This window comes from Streptomyces chlorus, from assembly GCF_042655885.1.
Classification (GTDB): Bacteria; Actinomycetota; Actinomycetes; order Streptomycetales; family Streptomycetaceae; genus Streptomyces; species Streptomyces chlorus.
Genome location: NZ_JBHSOA010000006.1, coordinates 81,429 through 106,690, shown reverse-complemented (window position 1 = coordinate 106,690; position 25,262 = coordinate 81,429). Strand labels below are relative to the sequence as shown.

The window sequence follows — 25,262 nt, the reverse complement described above, 5'->3', positions numbered from 1 at the left end:
TCTCTTGGGGCGCGTGTCTTGGGGTGCCCATGCTGCCGTACCGCCCGCCGTGCGGTTCGGCAGGGGTACCGGCGAGAAGTGCCGGGAGGAGTACCGCGGAGGAGCGACGCCGGCCCGCCGGTCAGGCCGAGACCGGCCCGCGCAGGGCCCGCTCCGCGCGCTCCAGGTGGGCGTCCTCCTCGCTGCTCGCGCGCAGCCGCAGGGTGTTCGACGGGCGGCGGCCGGGGATGAACAGGGCCAGGACCAGGCCCACGGTCACCGCCGCCGTCGCGATCAGGAAGGAGAGGCGGAAGCCGTGCATGCTCGGGATATCCACCCCGCCCACCGTGTTCGCCGTACTGGCCAGCACCATCCCGACGACCGCGCTCGACATCGACGTACCGATCGAGCGCATCAGGGTGTTGAGGCCGTTGGCCGCGCCCGTCTCCGAGGCCGGGACCGCGCCGATGATCAGGGCGGGCAGGGAGGCGTAGGCCAGGCCGATGCCCGCGCCGATGACGACCGAGATGACGACGGGTCCCCAGACCGCGTTCAGCAGGCCCAGACCGCCGGCGTAACCGGCCCCGATGATCGACAGGCCCAGGACGAGGGTGACCTTGGGACCGTAGCGGGCGGACAGACGGGCGTAGACGGGTGCCGTGAACATCATCGTCACGCCCAGCGGCGCCACGCACAGACCCGCCATCACCATCGACTGGCCGAGGCCGTACCCGGTGGAGGCGGGGAGCTGGAGCAGTTGGGGCAGCACCAGGGAGATGACGAAGAAGGAGACGCCGATCATGATCGACGCGAGGTTGGTGAGGAGGACCTCGCGGCGGGCGGTGGTGCGCAGGTCCACCAGGGGTGCGGACACCCGCAGTTCCATCAGGCCCCAGAGCAGGAGCACCACGACCGCCGCCCCGAGCAGGCCGAGCGTGGCCTTGGACGTCCAGCCCCAGTCGCTGCCCTTGGTGAGGGGCAGGAGGAAGAGGATCAGCCCGGCGGACAGCCCCAGCGCGCCCGGCAGATCGAAGGTGCCGGGCGCCCGTGCCGGTGACTCCGGTACGAGGGTCAGGGTGAGGGTGATGGCGAGGACGCCGAGGCCGGCGGCGCCGAAGTAGAGGGCGTGCCAGTCGGAGTTCTGGGCCACCAGCGCGGCGGCGGGCAGCGCGAGACCGCCGCCGATGCCTATCGAGGAACTCATCAGCGCCATCGCGGAGCCCAGCCGCTCCGGGGGCAGCATGTCGCGCATCAGCCCGATGCCGAGCGGGATCGCGCCCATCGCGACGCCCTGGAGCGTACGGCCGGCGATCATCAGCAGCAGGTCGCTGGTGAGTGCGCTGATGAGGGCGCCGACCACCATGACCGAGAGGCTGGCGACCAGCATGCGCCGCTTGCCGTAGAGGTCGCCGAGGCGGCCCATGATGGGGGTGGCGACGGCACCGGACAGCAGCGTCGACGTCAGGACCCACGTGGCGTCGCCGGGCGTGGTGTCCAGCAGGCGCGGCAGATCCTTGATCACCGGGACGATCAGGGTCTGCATCACCGCGACGACGATGCCTGCGAAGGCGAGCACCGGGACCAGGGCCCTGCCCGCTCCGCCCGCGGGACGGTCGTTCGTCGACTGTGTCATGGAAGGGGGCCTCCAGGCCGAAGCGTGAGGTCGGTACGGGGTCGGTACGGGATACGGGGTGCCGGATACGTGCGTACGGAACCTGTGTGCCGGGGCAACTATTCCGATGCTTTGGCACACTAACGATTTCTTGACCAACCCTTGGGACACCGAACGCCGCTGGACCATCTCTCGTGGTGCCAAAGGGTTTTGGGGGTTCTTCCGGCCCGTCCTGAGCCGGAAGACTGAGGACTCGCCCGGCGAAATCCCGAGGCACGGGGCACCGGACGGCTGAGACCATGACACCCATGCTCGAAGTCCCGGACGCCGCCGTCACCGCCCGCACGCCCCGTCGCCGCACGCCGCCCCCATGGCTGGCGGTGGCACTCGCGTGCCTCGGGCAGTTCCTCGTCGTGCTCGACATCTCCGTGGTCAACGTCGCGCTGCCGTCGATGCGTACCGGCCTCGGGCTCAGCGAGCAGGGCCTGCAGTGGGTGGTGAACGCGTACACCATCACCTTCGCCGGGTTCATGCTGCTCGGCGGCCGCGCCGGGGACCTCTACGGGCGCAAGCGGATGTTCCTCGTCGGCCTCGGCCTGTTCACGCTGGCCAGCCTGGCGGGCGGGCTGGCCCAGGACGACTGGCAGTTGCTGCTGGCGCGGGCGGTGCAAGGGCTCGGGGCCGCGGTCCTGGCGCCGTCCACCCTCACCCTCGTCACCTCGGCGGTCCCGGAGGGCCCCGCGCGGGCCCGCGCCATCGCGACCTGGACCGCCGTCGGCGCGGGCGGCGGCGCGGCCGGCGGTTTCGTCGGTGGGGTGCTGGTGGACGCCCTGTCATGGCGGTGGGTGCTGCTGATCAACGTGCCGATCGGGGTGCTGATGCTGGCCGGGGCAGCCTGGTGGCTGGCGGAGGGCCGGGCCGGGGACGGACGGCGGCTCGACCTGCCCGGCGCGCTGCTCGTGACGGCCGGCCTCGCCACCCTGGCCTTCGGCATCTCCCGGACCGAGGCCGAAGGATGGACTGCGCCGCCCACCCTGGTGCCGCTGTGCGCCGGACTCGCCCTCATCGCCCTGTTCCTCCTCGTCGAGGCACGGACCAAGGCCCCGCTGATGCCGCTGGGCCTGTTCCGGGTGCGGTCGGTCTCGTCGGCGAACGGGGCGATGTTCCTGAACGGCGCCGCCATGTTCTGCATGTGGTTCTTCATGACCCTCTACGCCCAGAACGTGCTCGGCTACACCCCGCTCGAGGCCGGATTCGCCCTGGTGCCCAGCTCACTCGCCGTGGTCGTCGGCTCCAAGGTCGCGCCCCGGCTGATGCGCGTCGCCGGGGCACGTGCCGTGGCCGTGCTCGGCACGCTCGTCGCGCTGGCCGGTTTCGCCTGGCAGTCGACGATGACGGCCGACGGCGCGTATCTGACGGCGATCATGTTCCCCGGCATTTTGATGATGCTGGGCGGGGGCCTCGCCGGAACCCCCCTCGCCGCGCTCGCCACCTCCGGCACCGCGCCGGGGGAGGCCGGTCTGGTCTCCGGCTTGATCAACACCTCGCGCACGGTGGGCGGTTCGCTCGGTCTGGCCGTCCTGTCGACCCTCGCGGCGGCCCGTACAGGAGGCAGTACCACCCCGGAGGCCCTGACCGAGGGCTACGCCCTGGCCTTCCGCACCGGAACGGCGATCCTGGCCGTCGGCCTGCTCCTGATGTGGCTGTGGTTGCCCCGAAAGGCCGCGGCGGCCCACTGATTTCCTGGGCGAACGGACGGATCGACTGGCCGACTGGCTGGCCTGGCCCTGGGGACCAACGGAACATCAGTAACGCCAAGCACTTGATCTTGGTCGTCCAGCAGGGGCGATCGGCCCTGTGCGGGGGTTCGGAGGGTGATCCTCGATCGCTGCCTGGGGGTGGCTACCGGGCGAGGCGGTTGACCATGGGCCGGCCGAAACCTCCGGCGCCGCTGTTCAGGTCGGGGTGCGCATATGAGGCGCCTGCGGACTGCGGTTGTGCACAGCCACCCCGATGCTGTCCGGGTGCGCGCTCAGGTCCAGGGTGCAGGTGCCGCCTCCGTGGCGCAGGGCGTTGGTGACGAGCTCCGAGACGACCAGGGCCACGGTGTCGGCAGCCTCCGCTGCGATCGGACGTACGAGGCCGTCGAGGAAGTCCCGGGCGCTCTCGCGTGCGCCGGCGACGGATGTCACGGAGCGAGCGGTTGCGACGTCGAAGCTCATCGTGTCCATCAGATCACCCTGGTCTCTGGAGCATCCGTGCCCGGTCCTGTCGGCGAGGTGCTTGTGCCCCGGTCTGTGGCGGTCAACCCGGCGATGGCCGCCTTGCGCCTGCCCACGTCGCTGTTCGAGGCCGATTACCTCACTGTCGAACGCGCAGAAACCTATGTTGGCGGGAGTAGACATTGGGCGGTGGTGTGGTTATGGTTTCTCTCGTAGCCCAGAGAGACCGCAGGGCCCGGCAGAGACGAACTGCCGGGCAGCAGTACCCGCAGTTGTAGTGCGCAGGACGGTGCGGTGGTGGAGTTCCGAAGCCAGGGTTGTTGCAGGACGGCGACGGGACTGACGGCCGGACCGGGTGGCCCGCAGTGATCAGGGGCCGCCGTGAGCAGTACCGCAGTTAACGCAGTGGCAGTACCCAGCAGCGAAGTCAGTGAGCAGTACCTCGGTGAAGGCGTCGGCTGCGGACGCGCGCACCGGGAAGTTCGGCAGTGGGGTTCTAAGCCAGAGCAGACGCACGATGGGCGACGGGGCTGGCTGCCGGAGGGTGGCGCTGTCACAGGCCACCGGCAGTTCGCAGTATCAGCAGTACCGCAGTAAGTGCAGTACCAGCAGTGAGTGCAGTACCCCGCAGTTAGCGGTCTCTCCCGTTTGGTAAGCAGTTGAAACCGAGGGAAGAACGGAGGATCCGAGCGCCATCAGGATCGCCCGGGCGGAAGTCTGAGCCCGGGTACCGCAGGACATCGATAGTGAGGTGGTCTCCGGTCAAGCAACCGCGATCCCCGCACCCCCGACAGCATCTCGGTCGGGTCTGCGGAAACAGGAGGCCGGCGCAGTACCAGGGCCGGCAGATGGTGTAGCAGTTCCTTCGGGGCCCTGGTGCCATACGGCACCAGGGCCCCTCCGTACGTTCCACAGAGAGGTGCGCTCGAAGAAACCCGGCGCATCAACGCCGAACACCGCCGTGCCGCCGAAGCGACGAACCCGACGGCCGCGGCCTGAGACCCGTGGCTTCCCTAGGAGCTGTGCGGGTGGCCGTTCCGCACGGACACGAGGCTGGAGCCCGGTCGGGCTGTACGAGTACCCGACCACGGGGCGGCGCTGGGACTACAGGGGCCAGTGTCCCGAGAATACGCCGGGCAACGGGCTCAGCAGGGCCACACGATGCCCTCGGTCTTCACGTTCCCGCTGTAGATCCAGCCGCGGGTGTAGTTCGGGTAGGTGCTGACGTAGTACCAGGTGTTGTCGTAGTCGTTCTTGTAGTAGCAGTAGATGACCATGGGCCAGCCCCGCTGCAGGGTCTCCCTCGTGCCGCAGTCGGCGTAGGGACCTGGCCGCAGTGGGGCGGTCGGATCTTTGACCGAGCCCGAGGTCGGGTCGTCGTACCAGTCGGGGTTCGGAGACCATGTCGTAGGACAAGCCAGAGCGATTGCGTCGCCCGACACGCCCGACACGCCCGACACGTCTGCCGACGCAGCAGAAGCCGCAGAGGCTGGCGCGGTCAGCGCCAAAGCGGCCGTGACTGTGGTCATCGCCATGCTTGCTCTCCTGGATAACAGGCGCATTGTTCCTCCATCGTCTCAGCGGACGTTTCCGCTCTCAGTTGCGGTTCGGCCTCGCCGCCGACTGACCGCGACCGCCGAAACCGGTTTAATCCTGACCGACTGTCGGGCGGGGTGAATAGAGCACGAATCGGTTGCCCTGTCTCATCCTCTTCGCGGGCAGTCTCCAGGGCGCCGCTGCAGAATCTGCGGGAGCGCGCCGGCCGACGAGACCCGCTCCACCTCCGACGCCGTGAGCGCACGATCTCCCTGCGACCGGGCCCGGGGAGTTCCGCAGCACCTTTCCGAAGTACACGTCGGCATCGGCCGGCTCCATCTCCCACAGCGGCTGGCCGAACCAGGTCCTGATCTGCTCCAGGTGCCCGACGTCCCCGCGGATGGTGCCGTCAGCCAGGCCCGCCGAGGTCCTCGCGAGGACGAACCCGGACAACACGTCGGTCTCGAACCGCTCCAGCTCCGCTGCCGCTGGCGCCCAGTGTTCACGCAGGTCCCGCGCACGACTGCCGGCGCCGCCAACCCGAGCCTCCTCGCCTTCGGCCCGACTGCGGATCGGCCGGACGAGGTGAGAAAGCTTCAAGAATCCCGAAGTTACGTCACAAGGCCACAGAGCACCCGAAGGAGGAAGAACCCTCTGGCCACGGGGATGAGGACTTGGCGGGACTCGGGAGAACCCACGGGATGTCGTACAGCCGACCGGCTCAGACCCAGCCCAGTCTGCGGGCCTCGCGCAGGGCCTCCGTGGGGTGGGATGCGCCGGTCTTGGCGAGGGCGCCGGTGAGGTGGGCGGTGACGGCGGCCTCGGAGAGATGGAGCCGGGCGGCCAGGTCGGCGAGCGGTGTGCCGTTCGCCGCGGCCTCGAGGGCGGCGCACTCGTCGGGGGTGAGGGGAGGGGGCCCCGCGCTCTGGGTCGCGGCGGCCAGGACGGGGTCGATCACCGTCTCCCCGGTCAGTACCCGGCGGATCGCCGAGGCCAGCTCGTCCACCGAACCGTCCCTGACCAGGAAACCGGCGGCCCCCGCGGCCATGGCCCGCTGCAGATGGCCGGGGCGGCCGGACGTGGCGAGGATCAGCACCCGGCAGTCCGGCACCTGGTCGCGCAGCACGGCGGCGGCGTCCAGGCCGCTCATGCCGGGCAGTTCGATGTCCAGGAGGGCGACGTCGGGGCGGTGGGTGAGCACCGCGTCCAGGATCGCGTCCCCCGCCGCTACCTGGGCGACGACCTCGAGGTCCGGCTCCATCCGGAGCAGTAGGGCCAGTGCCCCGTGCGCCGTCCCGCCGTCCTCCGCCAGCAGGACCCGTACGGACTTGGCGGGCCGGTGGTCCACGGGCATCTCGTTCACGGAGGAAGCTTAGGGCGGATGGGATGGTATGTCCCTGTCGGGGCGTATGTTCCACTCCCGACGTGGGAGTCTTCGCAACGGCCGGGGACTGGGCTATACAGGGGACGCCGTACGGGAACGAGTTCTGGAACCGGCGGGTTCCCACGGCCCGTGACGATCCTGGTGCGACCGACGGTGCGGAAGGCCGTACCAGGGCTCGCCGGGGTCTTCGAGCCCGGCATCCTTCCGGCGATCAGGAGACCCATGCCCATCGACACAGCCAAGGCGCTCGCCGCGGAACCCCGGACCGGCGAGATCTCCTGGGGGCACAAGGACGTCCAGCTCTACCACCTCGGCATCGGCGCGGGCATCCCCGCCGCCGACCCCGACGAACTGCGCTACACCCTGGAGTCCCGGCTGCACGTCCTGCCGAGTTTCGCCACCGTCGCGGGAGCCGGATCCCCCGGGGTGATCGGCGGACTGTCGATGCCCGGCGTCGACGTCGACCTCGCCCGCGTCCTGCACGGCGGCCAGTCGCTCACCCTGTACCGTCCCCTGCCCGCCGAGGGCACCGCCACCACCGCCAGCCGTATCGCGGCGGTCCACGACAAGGCCAAGGCGGCCGTCCTCGTGATGCGCACCGATGTCGCCGACGCCGACGGCCCGCTGTGGACCGACGACGCGCAGATCTACGTACGCGGCGAGGGCGGCTGGGGCGGCGACCGCGGACCGTCCGCCCGGCGGGAGACCCCCGCCGGGTCGCCGGACCTGACCGTCGAGCGGACGATCCGGGAGGACCAGGCCCTGCTCTACCGCCTCTCCGGCGACTGGAACCCGCTGCACGCCGACCCCGGGTTCGCGAAGCGCGCCGGGTTCGAGCGGCCGATCCTGCACGGACTGTGCACCTACGGCATGACGCTCAAGGTGGTCGTCGACACGCTGCTCGGCGGGGACGTCACCCGCGTCCGCGGCTACGCCACCCGGTTCGCCGGGATCGTGTACCCGGGCGAGACGCTCCGCATCCGCATGTGGCGTGACGACAGCGGCGACGGTGGTGCCGACGGCGGCGAAGTGCGGGTGGCCGTGAGCGCCGTCGAGAGGGACGACGCGCCCGTGCTCGCCGACACGGTCGTCGCACACTCCTGAACCAGCCGGCCCACAAGCCGAGGAGAGCCCGGCCATGCGCGTCGCCGCGGGCATCGACGGACAACTGCTCGTCGTGCACGGCGGCACGGACGCGGACACGGAACGGCCCCGCTCGTCCATGACGAACGGGGCCGCTCAGCTGTCCAGCTGGTGCCTACGTGCCTACGTGCCTACGTGCCTACGTGCCTACGTGCGTACGTGCGTACGTGCGTACCTGAGTACGTGCCTGACGTGACGTCAGGCAGCTGTCTCCGCGCGCTCGTTCTCGTTGGCAGGCCTCCGGTGGCGGCCGTGGGGGGCCGCCGTGGAGTCCTGCCGGGATACCGGGCCGCGGTGCTTGCCGTGCCCGACAGCGGTCTGCCCGCCGTCGACGGTCTGTGGCTGGTTGGTGCTCGCATCGTTCATCGGAAGGAACTCACCCCGTAAACATGATCTTTCCTATAACCGGGCGATTTTAACCGGGGGACCAGGGGGTGGATCCAGGCGGCCACGCCGACCGCCACTACTTCGTTACAAGCCGTCCCAGGGGCGCCTGTTGCAGGGGGACGGGGCGGGGTGCGGCCGGTTCGGCCGGAGTCATGGACTCCCCTTCCAAAGAAGGCTGTTCAGGCTTCACGGAGGAGCCCTTCCTGCCCTCCTTCCCATCTCGCTCCGACTGCCGTTTCGGCCCCGGCGGGTTCAGCAGGGCCACCCCGCACGGCATCGCCGGCGTGGCGCACGGCAGGCGCAGTACCCCGTCCGCCGCCCACAGTCCGGTGCCGGCCAACCACCCTTCGGGCGCCGGAAGATGATGCAGCTGCCGCTGGGTCGGCCGCCACACCCCGACCCGGCGGCCGAGTGGCCCGTCGACGCGCAGCGCCACCGCGGCCCCCTCCGGCGTCAGCACCTGGCCGGGCTGGATCGCGAACGGCGTGACCGCGCAGTCCGGTAGCCGCAGGCACGTGGGGAAGCGCACCGGCAGCGTGCTGCCCAGCACCCCCCAGCCCAACCGGCCCTGCCCCGGCGAGGGCGCGTCCGAGCGGATCAGCAGCAGGCCGCTGTCCGGGTCGGCGAGCAGGACCCGGTCGTCGCTCTCCTCGGCGATCTGCAGCAGCGGCGACACCTCGCCCCCGCGCTCCAGATCCACGACGACCGCCTTGGTGCGCCCGCCGGTCTCCCGGTCCAGGGAGAGCATCCGGCCGGTGCGGTCCAACCACACCCCGCCCGAGCAGCGGCCCGGGATCTCGGCGACGTGCTCGGGCCCGAAGGCGCCGCCCGCCACCAGCCACAGGGCCGTCGACCGCGGGCCCACGGCGACGGCGTACGCCCGCCGCCCGCACGGCGCGGGCGGCAGGAGCCGCAGCCGGGTCTCCTCGTCCGGGCACGCGACCGCGCCGAGCGTCACCTCGCCGGTGCCGGGACCGGTCGGGTACAGCAGGGAGAACACGTGCCTCCCGTCCACCAGCCGGTGGACGAGGACCCGCCCGTCGGCCATGGGCTGTACCTCGGTGCCGGGCTCCTCGGGCTGGCCGGCGCGCAGCGGCACCGCGTAGGGCTCGGGGCCGTCCAGGGTCCAGCGCTCCGGGAACAGGGAGTCGCCTTCGCGGGCGAGGCGCGCACCGTAGGAACCGTCGGCACTGAGGACGCAGCCCGGCGCCACCGCCGCCACCGCCGTCCTCTCCCCGTGCCCGGTGTCCTCGTGACCCGAGACCTCGTGACCCGGAACCTCCCGGCCCGCGGAAGGCTCGATCGCACACATCGTCATCGTTCGGTCACCTCCGGCGACGAAGGTAGTTTTCGTACGCGCGGGCGGGAGACCCACCGGACCCCGCTTCACACATAAGGGTGTTCCAGGAACGATTCGCCTGAGGAGGCGGAGGCGTATGTGCTGGCCGGGAGCGGGCGCGGTTCTCATACCCGCACCGGTACTGCCGCGCCGAACAGCCAGGTAGCCTTGCGCTTGTGCCCCGTCTGTCTGAAGTCATCACCGCACTCGAGACCCTGTGGCCCGTCGAGCGGGCCGAGTCCTGGGACGCGGTCGGTACCGTCACGGGCGACCCCGACCAGGAGGTCGGCCGGGTCCTGTTCGCGGTGGACCCCGTCCAGGAGATCGTCGACGAGGCGGTGGAACTGGGCGCCGACCTGCTCGTCACCCACCACCCGCTCTACCTGCGCGGCACGACCACCGTCGCGGCCTCCACCTCCAAGGGCCGCGTGGTGCACGCGCTCATCAGGAACGACATCGCGCTGCACGTCGCCCACACCAACGCCGACACGGCCGACCCCGGTGTGAGCGACGCCCTGGCCGGCGCCCTGGACCTGCGCGTCGTCCGACCGCTGGTGCCGGACACCACGGACCCCAAGGGCCGCCGCGGGCTCGGCCGCGTCTGCGAACTGGACCACCCGCTGACCGTCCGCGAGCTCGCCGCCCGCGCCGCCGAGCGTCTGCCCAGCACCGCGCAAGGCATCCGCGTCGCCGGTGACCCCGAGGCGCTCGTGCGTACGATCGCCGTCAGCGGCGGCTCCGGCGACAGCCTCTTCGCCCACGTCCGGGCGGCCGGCGTGGACGCGTACCTCACCGCGGACCTGCGTCATCACCCGGCGTCGGAGTTCGCGGCGGATCACGCCGCCGACCGTTCCCTCGCACTGCTCGACGCGGCGCACTGGGCCACCGAATGGCCCTGGTGCGAACTGGCCGCGGCCCAGCTCGACGAGATCTCCGACCGTCACGGATGGGGCCTGCGGGTCCATGTCTCCGCCACGGTCACCGACCCCTGGACCGCCCACGCGGCGTCCTCCGACATCGATACCTCTGGAGCCCCCAACTGAACGCCGAGCCCGCCGACCAGATCCGACTCCTCGACCTCCAGGATCTCGACGTCCGCCTCCAGCAGCTCGCGTACAAGCGGAAGTCGCTCCCCGAGCACGCCGAGATCGAGTCGCTGACCCGGGACCTCGCCCAGCTGCGTGACCTGCACGTGGCCGCGCAGACCGAGGAGAGCGACTGCGCCCGCGAGCAGACCAAGGCCGAACAGGACGTGGACCAGGTGCGCCAGCGCGCCGCCCGCGACCAGAAGCGCCTCGACTCCGGCGCCGTCTCCTCGCCCAAGGACCTGGAGAACCTCCAGCGCGAGATCGTCTCCCTCGCCAAGCGCCAGGGCGACCTCGAGGACGTCGTCCTGGAGGTCATGGAGCGCCGCGAGTCCGCGCAGGAGCGGGCCGGCGAACTGGCCGAGCGGGTCACCTCCGTCCAGTCGCGGATGGACGACACGACCGCACGCCGGGACGCGGCCTGCGCGGAGATCGACGGGGAGACGGCCACGGTCACCAAGGAGCGCGCGGTCGTCGCCGCCTCCGTCCCCGCGGACCTGCTCAAGCTGTACGAGAAGCTGCGCGAGCAGCAGGGCGGCGTCGGCGCGGCGAAGCTGTACGCCCGCACCTGCCAGGGGTGCCGCCAGGAACTCGCCATCACCGAGCTGAACGAGATCCGCCACGCCGCGCCCGACACCGTGGTGCGCTGCGAGAACTGCCGCCGCATCCTGGTCCGCACGTCGGATTCGGGGCTGTAGGGGGATCCCCTGGATCCAGGGGATCCGACGGGATACAAGGAGATCTGAGGGGATTTCCCGGTGCGGGAGTTCATCGTCGAGGCGGACGGCGGATCGCGGGGCAACCCGGGACCCGCCGGCTACGGGGCCGTGGTCAGTGACGCGGCGACGGGGGAGACCCTGGCGGAGGCGGCCGAGTACCTCGGCACCGCCACGAACAACGTCGCCGAGTACTCGGGCCTGCTGGCCGGCCTGCGGGCCGCCCACGAACTGGACCCGCAGGCCACGGTCCACGTCCGGATGGACTCCAAGCTCGTCGTCGAGCAGATGTCGGGCCGCTGGAAGATCAAACACCCCGCCATGAAGCCGCTGGCAGCCGAGGCGGCACGCGTCTTCCCGCCGGGCCGGGTCACGTACGAGTGGATCCCGCGCGAGCGGAACAAGCACGCGGACCGTCTGGCGAACGAGGCGATGGACGCGGGGCAGCGGGGTGAGTCGTGGAACGCGTCGGCGTCACGGGCCGCGCTGGATACGCCGAGTGTCAGGGCGGTTTCGCCCGAGCCGCCCTCGGGCCCGCCCGGGGACGCGGCCGCCGGTGCGGCACGGGTGCGCGCGGCCCTGGCCTCGGCTTCTGCCTCCGCCCCTGCTTCCGTCTCCGCCACGGAGCCAGGCGCCACGGAGTCAGGCGCCACGGATTCGGGCGTGCGGGAAGCCGTCGGCGTCGGCGCCGGCGCGGGTGACGCCCCCGCCGGGAAGGCCGCCGCCGACCTGCGGGCCGCGCAGGCCGTGGCCACCCCGGACACCGGGGCCGCTGCCGCCCGCGGCCCCGAGCCGGCCTCGGCCGCCACCCCCTCCTCGGGCTGGGCGCCCGCCGACATGGGCCCGCCGGCCACCTTCGTACTCCTCCGGCACGGCGAGACCCCGCTGACCCCGCAGAAGCGGTTCTCCGGCAGCGGCGGCGGCGACCCCTCCCTCTCCGACGTCGGCCGGGAGCAGGCCGAGAGGGTCGCCGCGGGCCTCGCCCGGCGCGGCACGATCCAGGCGATCGTCGCCTCTCCTCTCGCCCGCACCCGTGAGACTGCGGGCGTTGTCGCTGCCCGCCTGGGTCTCGATGTCACCGTCGACGACGGGCTGCGCGAGACCGACTTCGGCGCGTGGGAGGGCCTCACCTTCGCCGAGGTGCGCGAACGCCACCCCGAGGACCTGAACGCCTGGCTGTCCTCCCCGGACGCCGAGCCCACCGGCGGCGGCGAGAGCTTCGCGGACACCGCGACCAGAATCGCCGCCACCCGGGACAGGCTGACCGCCGCGTACGCCGGCCGCACGGTCCTGCTCGTCACCCACGTGACACCGATCAAGACCTTGATACGGCTCGCCCTGGGCGCCCCGCCCGAGGCCCTGTTCCGGATGGAACTGTCGGCGGCTTCGCTCTCGGCGGTGGCGTACTACGCCGACGGCAACGCCAGCGTCCGGCTGTTCAACGAGACGTCCCACCTGCGCTGAGTCCCGCCGCCGCGCGGGCCAGCCGCTCGATCCGCGCCCAGTCGCGCGCCGCCACCGCATCCGCCGGGAGCATCCAGCTCCCGCCGACACAGGCGACGTTGGGCAGGGCGAGATAGTCCGGTGCGGAGTCCGGGCCGATCCCTCCGGTCGGGCAGAAGCGGGCCTGCGGAAGCGGCCCGGCGATCGCCTTCAGATACGCGGTGCCGCCCGCGGCCTGCGCCGGGAAGAACTTCATCTCCCGCACCCCGCGCTCCAGCAGCGCCACGACCTCCGAGACCGTCGACACCCCCGGCAGGAACGGCACCCCGGACGCCCGCATCGCCTCCAGCAGGACGTCCGTCCAGCCCGGACTGACCAGGAACCGCGCCCCGGCCGCCACCACCTCGTGCACCTGCCCCGGCGTGATCACCGTGCCGGCCCCGACCACCGCGTCCGGCACCTCGGCGGCGATCGCGCGAATGGCGTCCTGCGCGGCGGGTGTCCGCAGGGTCACCTCGATCGCGGGCAGTCCACCGGCGACCAGTGCCCGCGCCAGCGGCACGGCGTCGGCGACGTCCTCGACCACGACGACCGGCACGACGGGCGCGAGATCCAGTGCGGAGGCGGTGGCAGGGGCAGCCACGGCTACGGCTTCGGGAGCGGGGGCCGGCGGGGGCAGGGGAGCGGAGGGCAGGGATGAGCTCATGGCGTCATCCTGCCTACGACGAAGCGCCCTGCGCAAAGGGCATTGCATAGAGTGCAACGCGTGGGGATTCTGCTGGTCGTCAGTGCACCTCGTCCACCAGCACGTCCAGCGCCCACGGCGTCCCCGCACGCCCCGGCGCCTGCGCCTCGACCACGTACCCGAGATCCCGCAACGCCTCGACCAGCCCGGCGGGATCCCTCGGCGCGGCCCCGTCCGTCAGCAGGCTGCGGACGATCCGCCCCTTGGTCGCCTTGTTGAAGTGGCTGACCACCTTCCGGGTCGGCGCGTGCAGCACCCGCACGGTCGCCGTACGGGCGGCCACCTCTCCCTTCGGCTTCCACGCCGCCGCGTACGCGGCCGACCGCAGGTCCAGCACCAGGCCGCGGCCGGCCGCCTCCGGCAGCACCGAGGCCATCGGCGTACGCCAGTACGCGCCCAGCGCCCCGAGCCCCGGCAGCCGTACGCCCATCGAGCAGCGGTAGGAGGGGATCCGGTCGGTGACCGCGACCGCGCCCCACAGCCCCGAGAACACCAGCAGCGAGCGGGCGGCCCTGCGCTTGGCGGCCGGGTCGAGGGAGGCCAGGTCCAGGGCGTCGTACAGCACCCCGGTGTAGATCTCCCCGGCGGGCCGGGCCCCGGCGGTACGCAGCTCCAGGTTCTTCGCGACCTCGCCCCGCAGCCCCTCGCTCAGCCCCAGTACCTCGCGCGCCTTGTCCTCGTCGGCGGCGCACAGCTCCACCAGCTCGGCGAGAACGGCCTCCCGGGCGTCGGCCAGCCCCGGCAGCGACAGGGACTCCGGCTTCAGCGGGGCGCCGCGGCCGGAAGCGGCCTTGCCTTCGGACGGCGGCAGCAGGACAAGCACGCGGTACTCCTCACGGTAGAGCTCAGCCGACAGGGTACGGTGCCGGGCCCTACGCCCGAGCGGCCCACTGCCCCGCTGCCAGCGCTCGGACCAGGGCGTCGGGCTCGTCGGCGTGGAACCGCACGACGTGAACGTCCCGGCGCCGCCCGAAGAAGCCGACGTGGGTGACCGGCTCCGTGAGTTCCAGCGCGACCGTGGTCTGCGAACCGACCTCGACGTTCAGCTCCCCGTCGGCCCGCTCATGGCTCATCCGCAGCTCACGCCGTACGGAGGCGATCCGCTCCAGCGGTATCCGCAGATCGACGTGGACGGCCCGGCGGATCCGCAGCGTGCCGGAGTCCGGGTCCAGCACATGGGGCCGTACGACGCCCGCGGCATGCAGCGCGACGACGAACACGACGGTGTACACGTCCAGGAACAGCACCACCGCGTGGACGGTCGGCCAGTCGAGCAACAGTACGGACAGCATCACCGTCTCGACCACGCACACGAACGCGAACCCGAACATGACGGCACCCTGCCCCCGCGCGTACCCGAAGGCCGTCCCGCCCCCGACGCCATGCGTCCGCCGCGCCAGCCACAGCACCAGACTCACCATCAGCCGCAGCTCGTGCCGGGCGAGGACCCGTCCAACCCGCACGCCGGTCCTCATGCCGTCCGCTCCTCCATGATGATCCGCAGGGTGCGGCGGACCGCCTCCGCCTGGGCCGGGGGAAAGTCCGCGTACATGGCCCGCAGGAAGCTGTCGTCCCGGTCGAAGGACGCCCCCTCCGGGAGCAGACCGGCGGGCAGGCACTCGGCGAGGGCGCGGGCCGCCTCGTCCACACGGGGGTCGTCCGGTCCGGCGTCGGCGAGTTCGTCGAGCAGCGCGTAGGCGGCGAGCGCGCGCTCCACCCCGCCCGGCACCTTCATGAACCCGGTCAGCAGGCCCATCAACTGCTCCCGCTGCTCCGGGGGCGCCGCGGTTTCGATGAGGGCGAGCATCTCCCGGTCCCTGGCGGCCATGGGCGAGTCGGACAGATCCGCCATCTCCCGGAACAGCGAGGCCAGTTCGGGGGAGACGGGTCCTTCGACGGTCAGCCCGCCCTCCGTCCCCAGCAATGCCCGCAACCGCGCCCGGCGGTCCCGGATCGCCGCCTCCTGACGTGCCAGGTCCTCGTCCAGCTCGGTCAGCACCTCGACGAGGTCCTTGCCGGCGTCGTCCGCGAGCACGTCCCGCACCTCGGCCAGCCCGAGCCCCAGCTCGGTCAGCCGCCTGATCCGCGCCAGCACGACGGCGTGCCGCAGCGTGTAGTCCCGGTACCCGTTGGCCCGCCGCTCCGGCTCCGGGAGCAGCCCCAGATGGTGGTAGTGCCGCACCGTCCGGGTGGTGACCCCGACGGCCGCGGCGAGTTCTCCGATCCGCATGCCCCCAGTAGAGACGTTGACGCCGCGACAGGGTCAAGCGAGCACGGTCGGGTGAACGGGACCTGGCGGACGCGACGAGGGACGACTGCGGGGCCCAGCCTGGCAAGCGACCGAAAGAGAGGCACAGCATCGTGATGACCTACGACCCGATCTCGGAGCAGTCCTGAAGCCCGGCGCGGGTGCGCCGCGCCGGACCGGTGCTACTTGGCGGTCCGCCGGGGCCTGGAGACTCCGCCCCTGCGGCCGATGTTGAAAGCGAGCCGGTAGACGTCGGGCAGGTCCACGGCGCCGCTGGCGCGCCTGGTCATCACTCCCACCACGGCCTGCCGGATCGCGTCGTGGTGGAGTGCGAACTCGTGCCCGGGGTGCCCGGTCCCGTGTCACCCCCGCGGCCTTCGACACCGCGCGGAGCATGGTGCGGGGGCCGATCTGCCCGTTGTCGTCCTGAAGGTGGTTGGGCAGCCAGGGGGCTGAGAACAACCATCACGCGTTGCATCGGGGAGAGACAAAGCTGATGCGCCGGCTGTCACGGCAGGATCGCGATGGCGCTGGACCAGTTCAGGCCGAGTCGTTCCTGGGACGCCATGTGCAGGAACTGGAAGGCTTCCAGCTCGCGTGCCCGGCGCAGCGGCCCCACGTCCAAGGGGCGCAGCCCCGCGGAGGAGGCCAGGTTCGAGACGGTCTGTTTCGCCGTGTCGTCGTCTCCGGCGATGAAGACGTCCAGCGGCCGGCCTGCCACCTCCCCCGTGGTGAGCGGCCCGGCGAAGGTGGTGTTGAAGGCCTTGACGACCCGGCTTTCCGGCGCGGCGGCGGCGATCTGTTCGGCGGCGGAGGTGCCGGGGGGTACGACGAGTGAGTCGAAGGTGGTGAAATCCACCGGGTTGGAGATGTCGACGACGATCTTCCCTGCCAGGGCGCCGGCCCACGCGGCGGCGACATCGCGTCCGGCCGGATAGGGCAGGGCGAGCACCACGATGTCGGAGTCAGCCGCGGCATCGGCGTCGGCCGCCGTGACGTCCGCTCCGGGGGTGGCCTGGCTCAGGGCGGTGGCCAGCTCCTCCGCCTTGGCTTTCCCGCGATCGTGCAGACGGACGGAGTGCCCGCCCGCCAATGCCCGGGTACCGATGCCGCGGGCCATGTTCCCGGCACCGACGATGGTGACGATCATGCGTTGCTCCTCGATGGACGTCACATGCCTTCCACCCTCGCACCCCCGGACGGCCCCTGCCACCGGTCGGGGTTCTTCCTGCTGATGCCGCACGCCGGGCCGGCGAGACAGCAGCGAGGGGCAATGGCACCTGCACGGCGGATGCACGGAGGCGTGCCGAACAGCCGCCGATCTCTGCCACCGGCTCGGTTCTTGGTGTGGAGCGTGTCGGGGTGGGTCTTCGGCTACGAGAACGAGTACTGGGCCGCCTCACCATGGGACTGGCCGCAGAGGAAGGACTCCACAGTCTTCGAGGGGATCGACATCTGGGGCATCCCTTATCTGTTCGCTGGCCGAGGTGCTGGTGACGGTCCTGGGCTACGCCATCGCCCCGCTGATCGCCGCCCGCCATCTGAAGCAGGTCCCGTCCCCTCCAGCTCACCGCACTCTGCCTGACCCTGGCGGCACTGGTCTACGCCCCGGCCGCGGTCATCACGCGGCCGGCCGAGCTGCCCTCGGCCGGGGCCCTGACCGCCCTCGCGGGCCTGGGCGCCGTCTGCACGGCGGTCGCGTTCGTCGCCTTCCTGGAACTGATCAGGGAAGCGGGTCCGACCCGGGCCACCGTCATCACCTACGTCAACCCGGCGGTCGCGGTGACGGCCGGGGTGCTCCTCCTCGGCGAGTCCCTGACCGCGACGGTCCTGGCCGCGTTCGCCCTGATCCTGACCGGCTCGGTCCTGGCGACCGCGGCGGCGCCGAGGCCCCGTCCACGGCCGGTACCATGGTCGACACGGCAGACGAGCCGGGCGGACGGCCGCGTGGAGACCCCCTGACGGGGGAGCTTCCCGAGGAACGTCCGGGCTCCACAGGGCAGGGTGATGGCTAACGGCCACCCGGGGTGACCCGCGGGACAGTGCCACAGAAAACAGACCGCCCAGCGCTCCGGCGCTGGGTAAGGGTGAAACGGTCGAGTCCGCGGGTAGACCGCACGAGGCCGGCGGCAACGCCGGCCCTAGATGGATGGCCGTCTCCCCGGCCGCCGCGAGGCGACCGGGCGACAGAACCCGGCGTACAGCCCGACTCGTCTGCCGCCACCTGTGATCCTGCGTGCTTCGGCGAACGCCGCAACGCTGCGGCGTGATGTTCGACGGCCCGCGCGCTACGATGTGTGAAGAGTGGCATGTTCTTCCACATGGCCAACATGGGAGGTGGGTCGCGTGAGTGTGACCAACGTGGACCTGGACGACGACGCCTTGGCCGCGGCCGCTGAGATATTCGGCACGACCACGAAGCGCGACACCATCAACACCGCCCTGCGTGAAGCCGTGCAGCGCCACAAGCGGCGTGCCGCGGCCGAGCGCTTGGCCGAGCGGGCAACGCGCGGAGACTTCCATCCGACGCGCCGGGTATGGCAGGCGCGTAAGGCCACCCAGCGTGCCGAGGCTGCCGCACTCGACGACCGCGAGGGCATTGAGTGATCACGTACCTGATCGACACCGGCGCATATGTCGACCTGGTGAGCGAGCCCGCGATCCGGCGCCGCTGGGATGCCGAGATGGAAACGGGCGCCATCGGCCTCTGTGAGCCCACGCGCGCGGAGATCCTCTACAGCGCGACCGGACCCGCCGACCGTGACGAGATGGACATGGATCTGTCGGACCTGTTCGGGCACGTGGCGGTCCCCAAGGACGCATGGCGGTGGGTCGACTCGGCGCAGTACAAGCTGACGCAGAAAGGCCAGCACCGCAGCGCGGGACCGATTGACCTCCTCGTGTGCGCCACGGCCGTACACCATGGGCTGATCGTGCTGCACCGTGACAACGACTTCGCCACCGTGGCGCGGGTCCTGCCCGAGGTGGAGCAGCAGGACGTACGCGGGGGGCCCTGACCGCTCTGCCGACGGCGACGACCCCTGCGGGATGCCGGCGGGGACGAACGGCCCGGCCCCCTCGCTTTGCAGGCGCCCGGACGCGTCAACGGCTCACGTGGTGCTTCCCGCCCGGCTGTCATGGTGTGTCGGGTCGGGACTCATAGTGCAGGGTGTGGAAACGGCCGGCTTCCTCGCGCCCTGCGGGGTCGCCGCCCAGCGCCCGTACCGCCGCGATCGCGTACTGCCGTTCTCGCTCGTCGGTGAAGAGGCGCTGCGGATAGGTGCGGGAGGCATCGACGGTGGTGCTCAGACCGTGTGCGGCCAAGGTCCGGACGATCGGTTGGTACGACACCGTCCGCAGCACGAACGCGCTGACCCATACCGGTCTCCGGGCGCCGTCCAGCAGCGCCGTGAACGTTCGGGCGGTGACATAGCTGCCGCCGCCGGTCAGCGTGATGAGGCCGGCCTCGGCGAGCGCGCGGTTCAGCCCGGGGCCGGGCGAGCCCTGTTCGAGGTCGTCGGTGAAGGCGGCGTCCAGGAGCCCCACCTCGAGCGCGTAGTGCACGGCGGGTGCCGAGACGTCCAGGCCGAAGACCGGCACCGCGTCCGGTCGGCGCCGCTCGGCGTAGAACTCCTTGTCCCGTGCTGCCAGATCCGCCGTCGACATCGTCCGGCAGGCAGGGGAGGTGTACCGCTCGTACATCTCCGCCAGCGTCACGTCGTGGTTGAGCAGCGCGGCATTGATCCCGTACGAGCAGCACACGTCCAGCACCGCCGGCCTGTGCGGCCGGCCGTCGTCGAGCGCGGCCCGTTCGGCGGCGACCTGCCGGAAGACCGGCTGGGCGTGGTGCGGGATCTCGTACTCCAGCGGGGCCAGCCGCCTGAAGTACGCGCGCGGATCCGGCCGGTCGTAGATGTCGTCGAACCGCGACTTGCCGTCCCCCGCGTCCTCGGTACCGCCAGAATCCGACCCGGCCATGCCGTCCTCCTCCTCACGGAACGCGTCTGTACCTCCATCATGTCCCGCCTTCGGCAAGCCCGGGATGTCTGCCACACACGGGGCTCGCAAGGGCACACGATTGCTCCGGCCACGGAACAGGACCAGGAGCCGTCGGGAAGACGCGGGCGAGGGAATCTCGGGAGTGGACCGGCTCCAGGGCGCGCCGGAGGGAGCCCTCGCTTGTCGCAGCCGGTGACGCCGAACGTTCTCACGGCGGCCCGGGGGCCGGCGGGGGCGCCGACGGAAGCCGCGAGTGTCGGAGGAACCGGTCGATGTCGTGCGCGGTGATGATTCCGCTCAGCCGGCCGTCGTCCATCACGAGGATCGGCAGGAGGACCCCGGTGGCGCCGAGGCGCTCCAGGACGGAATTCAGCAGCTCGTCCGGTGCGGCGAGCGTGCATCGGGACAGAGGGGTCGCGAGGTCGCGTACCCGCAGCGACGCCCGCTTGTCGGACGGCAGGCCGGCCAGTCGGCGCAGTTGTACGACGCCGCTGGGGTGACCCTCGAAGTCGAGCAGCGGCAGCACCGAGTGCCCCGCCTGCGTGGTCACCTCGGAAAGGAAGCGGTCCACGGTCAGCCAGTCGGGGCCGGTGACCACCGGAGTGGTCATCGCCTGCCCGACCCGTACGCCCCGCAGGGCCGTGACCAGCTCGGCCCACCGGCGTTCGGCCGCCGCGGCGCCCGCCACGAACAAGCCGACGACGATCAGCCACAACCCCGCCGGCAGTCCCCGCGCGAACGCCAGCCAGCCCAGGACGGCAAGTGCCATGCCGACGACCTGGCCACCGCGTCCTGCCGCCCGCTGAGCCCGCTCGCGGTCCCCCGTACGCCACCACAGCAGGGCCTGCGTCAGCCGGCCTCCGTCCAGGGGCGCGGCGGGCAGCAGGTTGAAGACGCCCAGCAACAGGTTCGTGCCACCGAGCCAGCCCAGTACGGCGACCGGGATCCGCCAGCCCAGCGTCGCCGCGACCGCGGCAGCCGCACCGATACCGACGGCGCCGAGCAGCAGGCTGGCGAGCGGCCCGCTGACGGCGACCAGGAAGGCCGTCCGTGGTGTCGTCGGCTGGTCCATCCGAGTGACCCCGCCCAGCGCCCACAGTGTCATGTCCTGCACGGAGATCCCCGCCCTGCGAGCCGCCAGTGCGTGCGCGGCCTCGTGCACCACCAGACTCGCCAGCAGCAGCACGGCTCCGGCCACTCCGGCGACCGCGTACACCACCGGCGCCAGACCCGGCACGTACCCGGGCAGTGTCCGGGCCGCCAGGCCGTACGCGAGGAGCAGCATGAGCAACGGCACGCTCCAGTGCGCCCGCAGCGCCAGACCCCGGACACTCCCGAGCCGGATCGAACCCTTCATCGCCCTCACCGCCGACGACTCCCGCCCCCGACTGCACCACTCTTTTCCTCTTCCATGGTCGGTCGTCGGCCCCCGTAACGGGAAGTCGGCCCCCGTAACGGGAAACGGTCCGTGCGACCAGGTCTGCGAGCCGGGATCGGCGGCGCCGGCGTCCCAGGCAGGCAGAGAGCGTGCCGCGGGCCTACGGTGGTCGAAGAGCTCGGCGAGCCGACCGGTGTTGCGGAGGAGGCTGCGATGGAAGAGCACTTCGTCTGGGTGACGACGCGGCGCATTCGGCCGGGCGCCCTGGAGGACTTCGAGAAGGCGTGGCGGCCGGAACCCGCCCCGCGGGGGCTCCGCCGCGCCTACGCCTACTGGTCCGAGGACGGACAGGAGATCACCGGGGTGTCGTTCTGGGACTCCCAGGAGACCTGCGACGCGTGGCGGTCCTCCGAGGCGGAGGCGCAACGGCGTGCGGCCATGGCCCCGTACGTCGCCGAGGAACGGGAGGGCTTCTACCGCGGCCGCGAACTCGGCGTCCCCCAGCGGTAGCACTGCGTCGAGCCGTCCTGGCGGCATGACGCAGCGGGCCTCCGTGACCCCGACGCGTAGTGCCGTGCGGACCGATACCTCTGTCGTCTGCGGCAGGCCTCATGACGCGGCAGTGGATCAGGCAGGCCGTCCGCGAGAGACGACGGCGGGCGCGGCCGGTCCCGTCCCTCGTGCCGCCGCCCCGGCCTGGAGCGAGGATGGAAGGAAAGGGAGGGAGGGAGGGAACATGGCACGGATCCTGGTGCAGGGCGACGACCTCGTGGTGCGCCTGCTGTGGTGGGAAAAGGCCGCCGCGCGCCGCGGAAGTGTGCGCGTGCCGCTGGCGGCCGTACGCCGGGTGACGGTGGAGCCCAGCTGGTGGCGGGCCCTGCGCGGAGTGGTCCTGCACGGCGTCTGGATTCCCGGCGTGCTGTGCGTCGGCACGCGGGGGCACCCCGGTGGGCAGGACTTCGTGGCAGTACGGCCCGGCAGGCCCGTGGTGTGCGTCGAACTGCGGCCCACGGCTCCCTTCAGCTTCCTGGCCGTCTCGGTGCGGGACGACGCAGAGGCCGTGGCGGAACGGCTGCGGCGTTGCACGCCGGACAACGACGCGTCCACCCCTTGTCGGCAGCCCCTTCCGGCCGCCGAGGAGACGGAGGATTCCTGGAGGGCGCTGGCCAGGGAGCCACGCCGACGACGGAGACGGCCGCGGCCGGCGGCGACGGCCGTCACTTTTGCCACCCCGAGGACGAGCAGGCCCGGATGCCGTCTGCGCCCCGACGGCTCGCCGGAACCAGGACGGCATGACGCGGCCACCGGGCTCCCGGCCCATGTGGGCCGAAGCGCACGTGGACGCGCCGGTGTGCCCCATCTCGCTCCCGCTCGGCTTGACCTTCACATCGATGCCGATTCATGGCGTGAGCGCCATGGACCAGACACCGGCCATCGGCGTCCAGGGCGACCGCCGGCCCCACCTCTCGAATTTCGCTGCTGTCCTTGAGGTAATCCCGATGCCGACAATCGAAGAGGTGGTGCGGACGGCTTACTCGGTAAGTGTCGAAGAGCTCAAGGCGTAGGATGCCCTGGAACAGGTTCATCCTCTTCTGTCGCAGTACAGGTTCAATCCGCTTATCGACCGTCCGTTGATTCGTACGCCGGATGGGCGTTTCTCGGCGCCGGTGCCTCAGCTGATTAATCGCAAGCTCTCGTCCGGAGGATCGCCTCGGCTTAAGCAAGTGGCATTGGTCCCTCGATTCCACTTTCCGGACCGCCGGCTCGTCCGGAGGTGGCTTCTGGCTCCGGCGGATTTCCGTCGATGCGGGAGTGTTTCCGGGAGCAGACCCATCGTGAGGTGGCGAGCCCCGCGCGCTGCAGCGGACGGACCGCCGCGAATGCGCTCGTCAGGTGCCCTGGCAAGCCTGCGGACCACCGTCGGGCGAGTAGTGTCGAGAAATTTCCGGAAATCGGCTGACCGGGTTTATTTCGCGGACCATCTGAGATATTATCTTTAGCATGGCGAATGTTAGCCGAGGCGGAATCGTGCCTGCCCGCGTCGGGCGTCATTGGGCAGCGACGTCGCCATGATCTGGGAAATGCTGGTCTTGGGTTTCGTGCTCAGTCTTGACAATTTCCGGGTATCGATCGCGCTCGGCACCGTCCCATTCGGTCTCAAGCGCGCGGTGCAGGTCGCGCTGACCTTCGGGCTGTGGGACGCGATCATGCCCCTTGTCGGGCTGTTGATCGGTCGCCAGATCGGGGAGGTCTTCGGGGGCGTCGCCGAGCTGGTGGGCGCGGCCGCGCTCGGCGGGTACGGTCTCTACCTCGTCATCTCGGCTCTTCGCAACCCCGAGCCGGACGAGTTGGACCACCCGTGGGCGCTGTTCGGCATCCCGTTGACGCTGAGCCTGGACAACCTGGTCGCCGGGGCGAGTCTGGGGATCCTCGGGCTCTCGCCGTGGTTCTCGGCCGCCGTCTTCGGTGTCATGACGGCGGTGATGTCGCTGATCGGGCTGCGGCTCGGGCGGGCCGCGGCGTGCCTCATCCGGATCCGCTCGGACCTGCTGAGCGGGGTCACCTTGATCATCGCTGCTGTGGCGCTGCCGTTCGTGTTCGGCTAGCCCGCTCACTCAACCCCGGGAGCGGGTCGGCCGGCGGACCCGGTGCGGGCGGGGGACCAGCGGAAGATCGTCGGCCCGCGAGTCGGTGTTGGCGGCCTCGACCGCCCGGGCGACCAGGTCGTGGTCGGGGGACAGGTGGCAGACCGGGTCGGTGCGGGCGGCGTCGCCGGTGAGCAGGAACGCCTGGCAGCGGCACCCTCCGAAGTCCAGCTCCCGCCGGGGGCAGCTCCGGCAGGGTTCCGGCATCCAGTCCGTCCCCCGGAACGCGGTCATCACCGGGGACTCGGCCCAGATCCGCTCCAGCGAGTCCTCCCGCACGCTGGCCCGCGGCAACGGCAGGGACTGGGCGGCAGGACAGGGCAGGACGTCGCCGTTCGGCGTCACGGTCAACTGCCGGGAGGCCCAGCCGCCCATGCAGGGCTTCGGGTAGCGGCTGTAGTAGTCGGGGAGGACGTAGATGACGTCCATGCGGTCCCGCAACCGCTCGCGGGCGGCCCGCACGACGACTTCGGCCGCCTCGAGCTGGGCCCGGCTCGGCAGCAGCGCGTCACGGTTTCGCCAGGCCCAGCCGTAGTACTGGGTGTTGGCCAGCTCCACCCGGTCGGCGCCCACCTCCTCGGCCAGTTCGAGCACGTCGGCGACGCGGTCGATGTTGAGCCGGTGCAGCACCACGTTCACGGTGAGCGGCCAGCCCAGCTCCTTGACCACGCCCATCGCCTCGATCTTGCGGGAGAAGGACGGGGTCCCGGCGATCCGGTCGGACACGGTCGGATCGTCGGACTGGATGCTGATCTGCACGTGGTCCAGGCCGGCGGCCCGCAGCTGCTCGGCCCTCGGACGCGAGAGCCCGAGGGCGCTGGTGATGAGGTTGGTGTAGAGGCCCAGGTCGTGGGCGGCCGCCACGAGCTCCACCAGGTCGCGCCGCAGCAGCGGTTCCCCGCCGGACAGGTGGCACTGCAGAACCCCCAGGTCGCCGGCCTCGACCAGTACCCGCCGCCACTCCTCGGTGGTCAGCTCGTCCTGGTAACCGGCCAGGTTCAGCGGGTTGGAGCAGTACGGGCAGGCCAGCGGGCAGCGGTAGGTGAGCTCGGCGAGCAATCCGAACGGGCTATCCATCGGAGAGCTCCACCCAGCGGCGGGCGACGAGCCGGGTCAGGAACTGCCGCACCTCGTCGTCGGGGACGGTCCGGTAGCGCGCGCCCAGCTCGGCCACGATCTCGGCCACGGTGTGCCGTCCGTCGCACAGCTCGAGGATGTCCGCGCCGCTGCCGTTCAGAACCACCACCGTCTCGGGGAGCTGCAGGACCTGACGCTGCCTGGTCCGGCAGAAGGTCAGCCGGACATGGCGCGCCAACCGGGGCCGGTCCGAGCCGGACACCTCGACGCCGGCTCGGGTGATGGTCCCGGTCTGGGGCGTTCCGGTAGGGGTCGGGTCCATGA

The 25,262-nt window shown here is 71.4% G+C and carries 24 protein-coding genes, 1 other RNA gene and 2 pseudogenes; 12 read left to right on the top strand and 15 right to left on the bottom strand.

The window, feature by feature from the left end; translation table 11 throughout:
• Positions 1–121 precede the first annotated feature (121 nt).
• On the bottom strand, positions 122–1,612 hold the full coding sequence (locus ACFPZI_RS03655; RefSeq protein WP_381358089.1) for an MFS transporter: 1,491 nt from the start codon (positions 1,610–1,612) through the stop codon (positions 122–124).
• A gap of 278 nt (positions 1,613–1,890) precedes the next feature.
• On the opposite strand from ACFPZI_RS03655, the gene ACFPZI_RS03650 reads away from it, so the two are divergent.
• Positions 1,891–3,330 carry an MFS transporter gene (locus ACFPZI_RS03650; RefSeq protein WP_381358087.1) on the top strand — a complete coding sequence of 480 codons (1,440 nt, stop codon included), beginning with the start codon at positions 1,891–1,893 and terminating at the stop codon, positions 3,328–3,330.
• 163 nt (positions 3,331–3,493) lie between these two features.
• Here ACFPZI_RS03650 and ACFPZI_RS03645 read toward each other — a convergent pair.
• The 3 genes and pseudogenes from ACFPZI_RS03645 to ACFPZI_RS03635 all read right to left on the bottom strand — a co-directional run bounded on the left by ACFPZI_RS03645 (position 3,494) and on the right by ACFPZI_RS03635 (position 6,703).
• Positions 3,494–3,822, bottom strand: a pseudogene (locus tag ACFPZI_RS03645) (ATP-binding protein).
• A gap of 1,136 nt (positions 3,823–4,958) precedes the next feature.
• Entirely contained in the window at positions 4,959–5,255 is a 297-nt protein-coding gene (locus ACFPZI_RS03640; RefSeq protein WP_381358085.1) for a hypothetical protein, read from the bottom strand.
• A gap of 815 nt (positions 5,256–6,070) precedes the next feature.
• The gene (locus ACFPZI_RS03635) at positions 6,071–6,703 is read right to left on the bottom strand and encodes a response regulator (RefSeq protein WP_381358183.1); all 633 of its coding nucleotides are present in this window, start codon (positions 6,701–6,703) and stop codon (positions 6,071–6,073) included.
• A 252-nt stretch (positions 6,704–6,955) separates the two neighbouring features.
• On the opposite strand from ACFPZI_RS03635, the gene ACFPZI_RS03630 reads away from it, so the two are divergent.
• Entirely contained in the window at positions 6,956–7,837 is an 882-nt protein-coding gene (locus ACFPZI_RS03630; RefSeq protein WP_381358082.1) for a MaoC/PaaZ C-terminal domain-containing protein, read from the top strand.
• A 237-nt stretch (positions 7,838–8,074) separates the two neighbouring features.
• On the opposite strand, the gene ACFPZI_RS03625 is transcribed toward ACFPZI_RS03630, so the two are convergent.
• Both ACFPZI_RS03625 and ACFPZI_RS03620 read right to left on the bottom strand, forming a co-directional pair.
• Complete coding sequence (locus ACFPZI_RS03625) at positions 8,075–8,242, bottom strand: hypothetical protein (protein ID WP_381358079.1); 168 nt, start codon at positions 8,240–8,242, stop codon at positions 8,075–8,077.
• A gap of 97 nt (positions 8,243–8,339) precedes the next feature.
• A complete protein-coding gene (locus tag ACFPZI_RS03620) occupies positions 8,340–9,581 on the bottom strand; it encodes a hypothetical protein (protein WP_381358077.1) in 1,242 nt (413 codons plus the stop codon).
• A 197-nt stretch (positions 9,582–9,778) separates the two neighbouring features.
• On the opposite strand from ACFPZI_RS03620, the gene ACFPZI_RS03615 reads away from it, so the two are divergent.
• From ACFPZI_RS03615 to ACFPZI_RS03605, 3 genes are read left to right on the top strand one after another with little or no spacing between them, the layout of a single operon-like run.
• Positions 9,779–10,645, top strand: a complete 867-nt coding sequence (locus ACFPZI_RS03615; protein ID WP_381358074.1) for a Nif3-like dinuclear metal center hexameric protein — start codon at positions 9,779–9,781, stop codon at positions 10,643–10,645.
• Entirely contained in the window at positions 10,642–11,385 is a 744-nt protein-coding gene (locus ACFPZI_RS03610; RefSeq protein ID WP_381358181.1) for a zinc ribbon domain-containing protein, read from the top strand. The genes ACFPZI_RS03615 and ACFPZI_RS03610 overlap by 4 nt, the downstream gene beginning before the upstream one ends.
• Positions 11,386–11,445: 60 nt before the next feature.
• Entirely contained in the window at positions 11,446–12,867 is a 1,422-nt protein-coding gene (locus tag ACFPZI_RS03605; protein ID WP_381358071.1) for a bifunctional RNase H/acid phosphatase, read from the top strand.
• Here the strand turns inward: ACFPZI_RS03605 and eda are convergent.
• From eda to ACFPZI_RS03580, 5 genes are all read right to left on the bottom strand, one after another.
• A complete protein-coding gene (gene eda, locus ACFPZI_RS03600; protein WP_381358068.1) occupies positions 12,842–13,552 on the bottom strand; it encodes a bifunctional 4-hydroxy-2-oxoglutarate aldolase/2-dehydro-3-deoxy-phosphogluconate aldolase in 711 nt (236 codons plus the stop codon). The genes ACFPZI_RS03605 and eda overlap by 26 nt on opposite strands.
• A 79-nt stretch (positions 13,553–13,631) precedes the next feature.
• On the bottom strand, positions 13,632–14,414 hold the full coding sequence (gene yaaA, locus ACFPZI_RS03595) for a peroxide stress protein YaaA (protein ID WP_381358066.1): 783 nt from the start codon (positions 14,412–14,414) through the stop codon (positions 13,632–13,634).
• Between the two features lie 49 nt (positions 14,415–14,463).
• Entirely contained in the window at positions 14,464–15,066 is a 603-nt protein-coding gene (locus tag ACFPZI_RS03590) for a hypothetical protein (RefSeq protein WP_381358063.1), read from the bottom strand.
• The gene (locus tag ACFPZI_RS03585) at positions 15,063–15,821 is read right to left on the bottom strand and encodes a MerR family transcriptional regulator (protein ID WP_381358060.1); all 759 of its coding nucleotides are present in this window, start codon (positions 15,819–15,821) and stop codon (positions 15,063–15,065) included. Before ACFPZI_RS03585 ends, ACFPZI_RS03590 begins: the two co-directional genes overlap by 4 nt.
• A 526-nt stretch (positions 15,822–16,347) precedes the next feature.
• Positions 16,348–17,013: an NADPH-dependent F420 reductase gene (locus tag ACFPZI_RS03580; protein ID WP_381358057.1), complete on the bottom strand. Its 666-nt coding sequence runs from the start codon at positions 17,011–17,013 to the stop codon at positions 16,348–16,350.
• Between the two features lie 407 nt (positions 17,014–17,420).
• Between ACFPZI_RS03580 and ACFPZI_RS03575 the strand changes: the two are divergent.
• From ACFPZI_RS03575 to ACFPZI_RS03560, 4 genes and pseudogenes are all read left to right on the top strand, one after another.
• Positions 17,421–17,651, top strand: a pseudogene (locus ACFPZI_RS03575) (EamA family transporter); the annotation flags it as partial.
• A gap of 115 nt (positions 17,652–17,766) precedes the next feature.
• An RNA gene (gene rnpB / locus ACFPZI_RS03570) (RNase P RNA component class A) lies at positions 17,767–18,056 on the top strand.
• Positions 18,057–18,185: 129 nt separating this feature from the next.
• Positions 18,186–18,446 carry a type II toxin-antitoxin system VapB family antitoxin gene (locus ACFPZI_RS03565; RefSeq protein ID WP_381358055.1) on the top strand — a complete coding sequence of 87 codons (261 nt, stop codon included), beginning with the start codon at positions 18,186–18,188 and terminating at the stop codon, positions 18,444–18,446.
• Positions 18,443–18,856, top strand: a complete 414-nt coding sequence (locus ACFPZI_RS03560) for a PIN domain nuclease (protein WP_381358054.1) — start codon at positions 18,443–18,445, stop codon at positions 18,854–18,856. Before ACFPZI_RS03565 ends, ACFPZI_RS03560 begins: the two co-directional genes overlap by 4 nt.
• A 118-nt stretch (positions 18,857–18,974) precedes the next feature.
• On the opposite strand, the gene ACFPZI_RS03555 is transcribed toward ACFPZI_RS03560, so the two are convergent.
• Together ACFPZI_RS03555 and ACFPZI_RS03550 are read right to left on the bottom strand one after the other, a co-directional pair.
• Positions 18,975–19,817: a hypothetical protein gene (locus ACFPZI_RS03555; RefSeq protein ID WP_381358051.1), complete on the bottom strand. Its 843-nt coding sequence runs from the start codon at positions 19,815–19,817 to the stop codon at positions 18,975–18,977.
• Positions 19,818–20,046: 229 nt separating this feature from the next.
• Positions 20,047–21,195 (bottom strand): M50 family metallopeptidase, encoded by a 1,149-nt coding sequence (locus tag ACFPZI_RS03550; protein ID WP_381358048.1) that lies wholly within the window; start codon positions 21,193–21,195, stop codon positions 20,047–20,049.
• A 234-nt stretch (positions 21,196–21,429) separates the two neighbouring features.
• On the opposite strand from ACFPZI_RS03550, the gene ACFPZI_RS03545 reads away from it, so the two are divergent.
• The 3 genes from ACFPZI_RS03545 (at position 21,430) to ACFPZI_RS03535 (ending at position 23,822) form a co-directional block, all read left to right on the top strand.
• Positions 21,430–21,726 (top strand): hypothetical protein, encoded by a 297-nt coding sequence (locus ACFPZI_RS03545; protein ID WP_381358046.1) that lies wholly within the window; start codon positions 21,430–21,432, stop codon positions 21,724–21,726.
• 905 nt (positions 21,727–22,631) lie between these two features.
• Positions 22,632–22,781, top strand: a complete 150-nt coding sequence (locus ACFPZI_RS03540) for a hypothetical protein (protein WP_381358043.1) — start codon at positions 22,632–22,634, stop codon at positions 22,779–22,781.
• A gap of 504 nt (positions 22,782–23,285) precedes the next feature.
• A complete protein-coding gene (locus tag ACFPZI_RS03535; protein WP_381358040.1) occupies positions 23,286–23,822 on the top strand; it encodes a manganese efflux pump MntP in 537 nt (178 codons plus the stop codon).
• A gap of 9 nt (positions 23,823–23,831) precedes the next feature.
• Here ACFPZI_RS03535 and pqqE read toward each other — a convergent pair whose 3' ends face one another.
• The gene (gene pqqE, locus ACFPZI_RS03530) at positions 23,832–24,938 is read right to left on the bottom strand and encodes a pyrroloquinoline quinone biosynthesis protein PqqE (RefSeq protein WP_381358038.1); all 1,107 of its coding nucleotides are present in this window, start codon (positions 24,936–24,938) and stop codon (positions 23,832–23,834) included.
• A complete protein-coding gene (pqqD, locus tag ACFPZI_RS03525) occupies positions 24,931–25,260 on the bottom strand; it encodes a pyrroloquinoline quinone biosynthesis peptide chaperone PqqD (RefSeq protein ID WP_381358036.1) in 330 nt (109 codons plus the stop codon). Before pqqD ends, pqqE begins: the two co-directional genes overlap by 8 nt.
• Positions 25,261–25,262 lie beyond the last annotated feature (2 nt).

What these genes read in the sequence shown, in the direction of transcription:
- ACFPZI_RS03655 (WP_381358089.1), bottom strand. Translation starts at nt 1,612, where the DNA reads ATGACACAGTCGACGAACGACCGTCCCGCGGGCGGAGCGGGCAGGGCC.
- pqqD (WP_381358036.1), bottom strand. Translation starts at nt 25,260, where the DNA reads ATGGACCCGACCCCTACCGGAACGCCCCAGACCGGGACCATCACCCGA.
- ACFPZI_RS03630 (WP_381358082.1), top strand. Translation starts at nt 6,956, where the DNA reads ATGCCCATCGACACAGCCAAGGCGCTCGCCGCGGAACCCCGGACCGGC.
- ACFPZI_RS03540 (WP_381358043.1), top strand. Translation starts at nt 22,632, where the DNA reads ATGGACCAGACACCGGCCATCGGCGTCCAGGGCGACCGCCGGCCCCAC.
- ACFPZI_RS03555 (WP_381358051.1), bottom strand. Translation starts at nt 19,817, where the DNA reads ATGGCCGGGTCGGATTCTGGCGGTACCGAGGACGCGGGGGACGGCAAG.
- ACFPZI_RS03635 (WP_381358183.1), bottom strand. Translation starts at nt 6,703, where the DNA reads ATGCCCGTGGACCACCGGCCCGCCAAGTCCGTACGGGTCCTGCTGGCG.
- ACFPZI_RS03650 (WP_381358087.1), top strand. Translation starts at nt 1,891, where the DNA reads ATGACACCCATGCTCGAAGTCCCGGACGCCGCCGTCACCGCCCGCACG.
- ACFPZI_RS03550 (WP_381358048.1), bottom strand. Translation starts at nt 21,195, where the DNA reads ATGAAGGGTTCGATCCGGCTCGGGAGTGTCCGGGGTCTGGCGCTGCGG.
- ACFPZI_RS03625 (WP_381358079.1), bottom strand. Translation starts at nt 8,242, where the DNA reads ATGAACGATGCGAGCACCAACCAGCCACAGACCGTCGACGGCGGGCAG.
- ACFPZI_RS03620 (WP_381358077.1), bottom strand. Translation starts at nt 9,581, where the DNA reads ATGACGATGTGTGCGATCGAGCCTTCCGCGGGCCGGGAGGTTCCGGGT.
- ACFPZI_RS03535 (WP_381358040.1), top strand. Translation starts at nt 23,286, where the DNA reads ATGATCTGGGAAATGCTGGTCTTGGGTTTCGTGCTCAGTCTTGACAAT.
- eda (WP_381358068.1), bottom strand. Translation starts at nt 13,552, where the DNA reads ATGAGCTCATCCCTGCCCTCCGCTCCCCTGCCCCCGCCGGCCCCCGCT.
- ACFPZI_RS03590 (WP_381358063.1), bottom strand. Translation starts at nt 15,066, where the DNA reads ATGAGGACCGGCGTGCGGGTTGGACGGGTCCTCGCCCGGCACGAGCTG.
- pqqE (WP_381358038.1), bottom strand. Translation starts at nt 24,938, where the DNA reads ATGGATAGCCCGTTCGGATTGCTCGCCGAGCTCACCTACCGCTGCCCG.
- ACFPZI_RS03585 (WP_381358060.1), bottom strand. Translation starts at nt 15,821, where the DNA reads ATGCGGATCGGAGAACTCGCCGCGGCCGTCGGGGTCACCACCCGGACG.
- ACFPZI_RS03545 (WP_381358046.1), top strand. Translation starts at nt 21,430, where the DNA reads ATGGAAGAGCACTTCGTCTGGGTGACGACGCGGCGCATTCGGCCGGGC.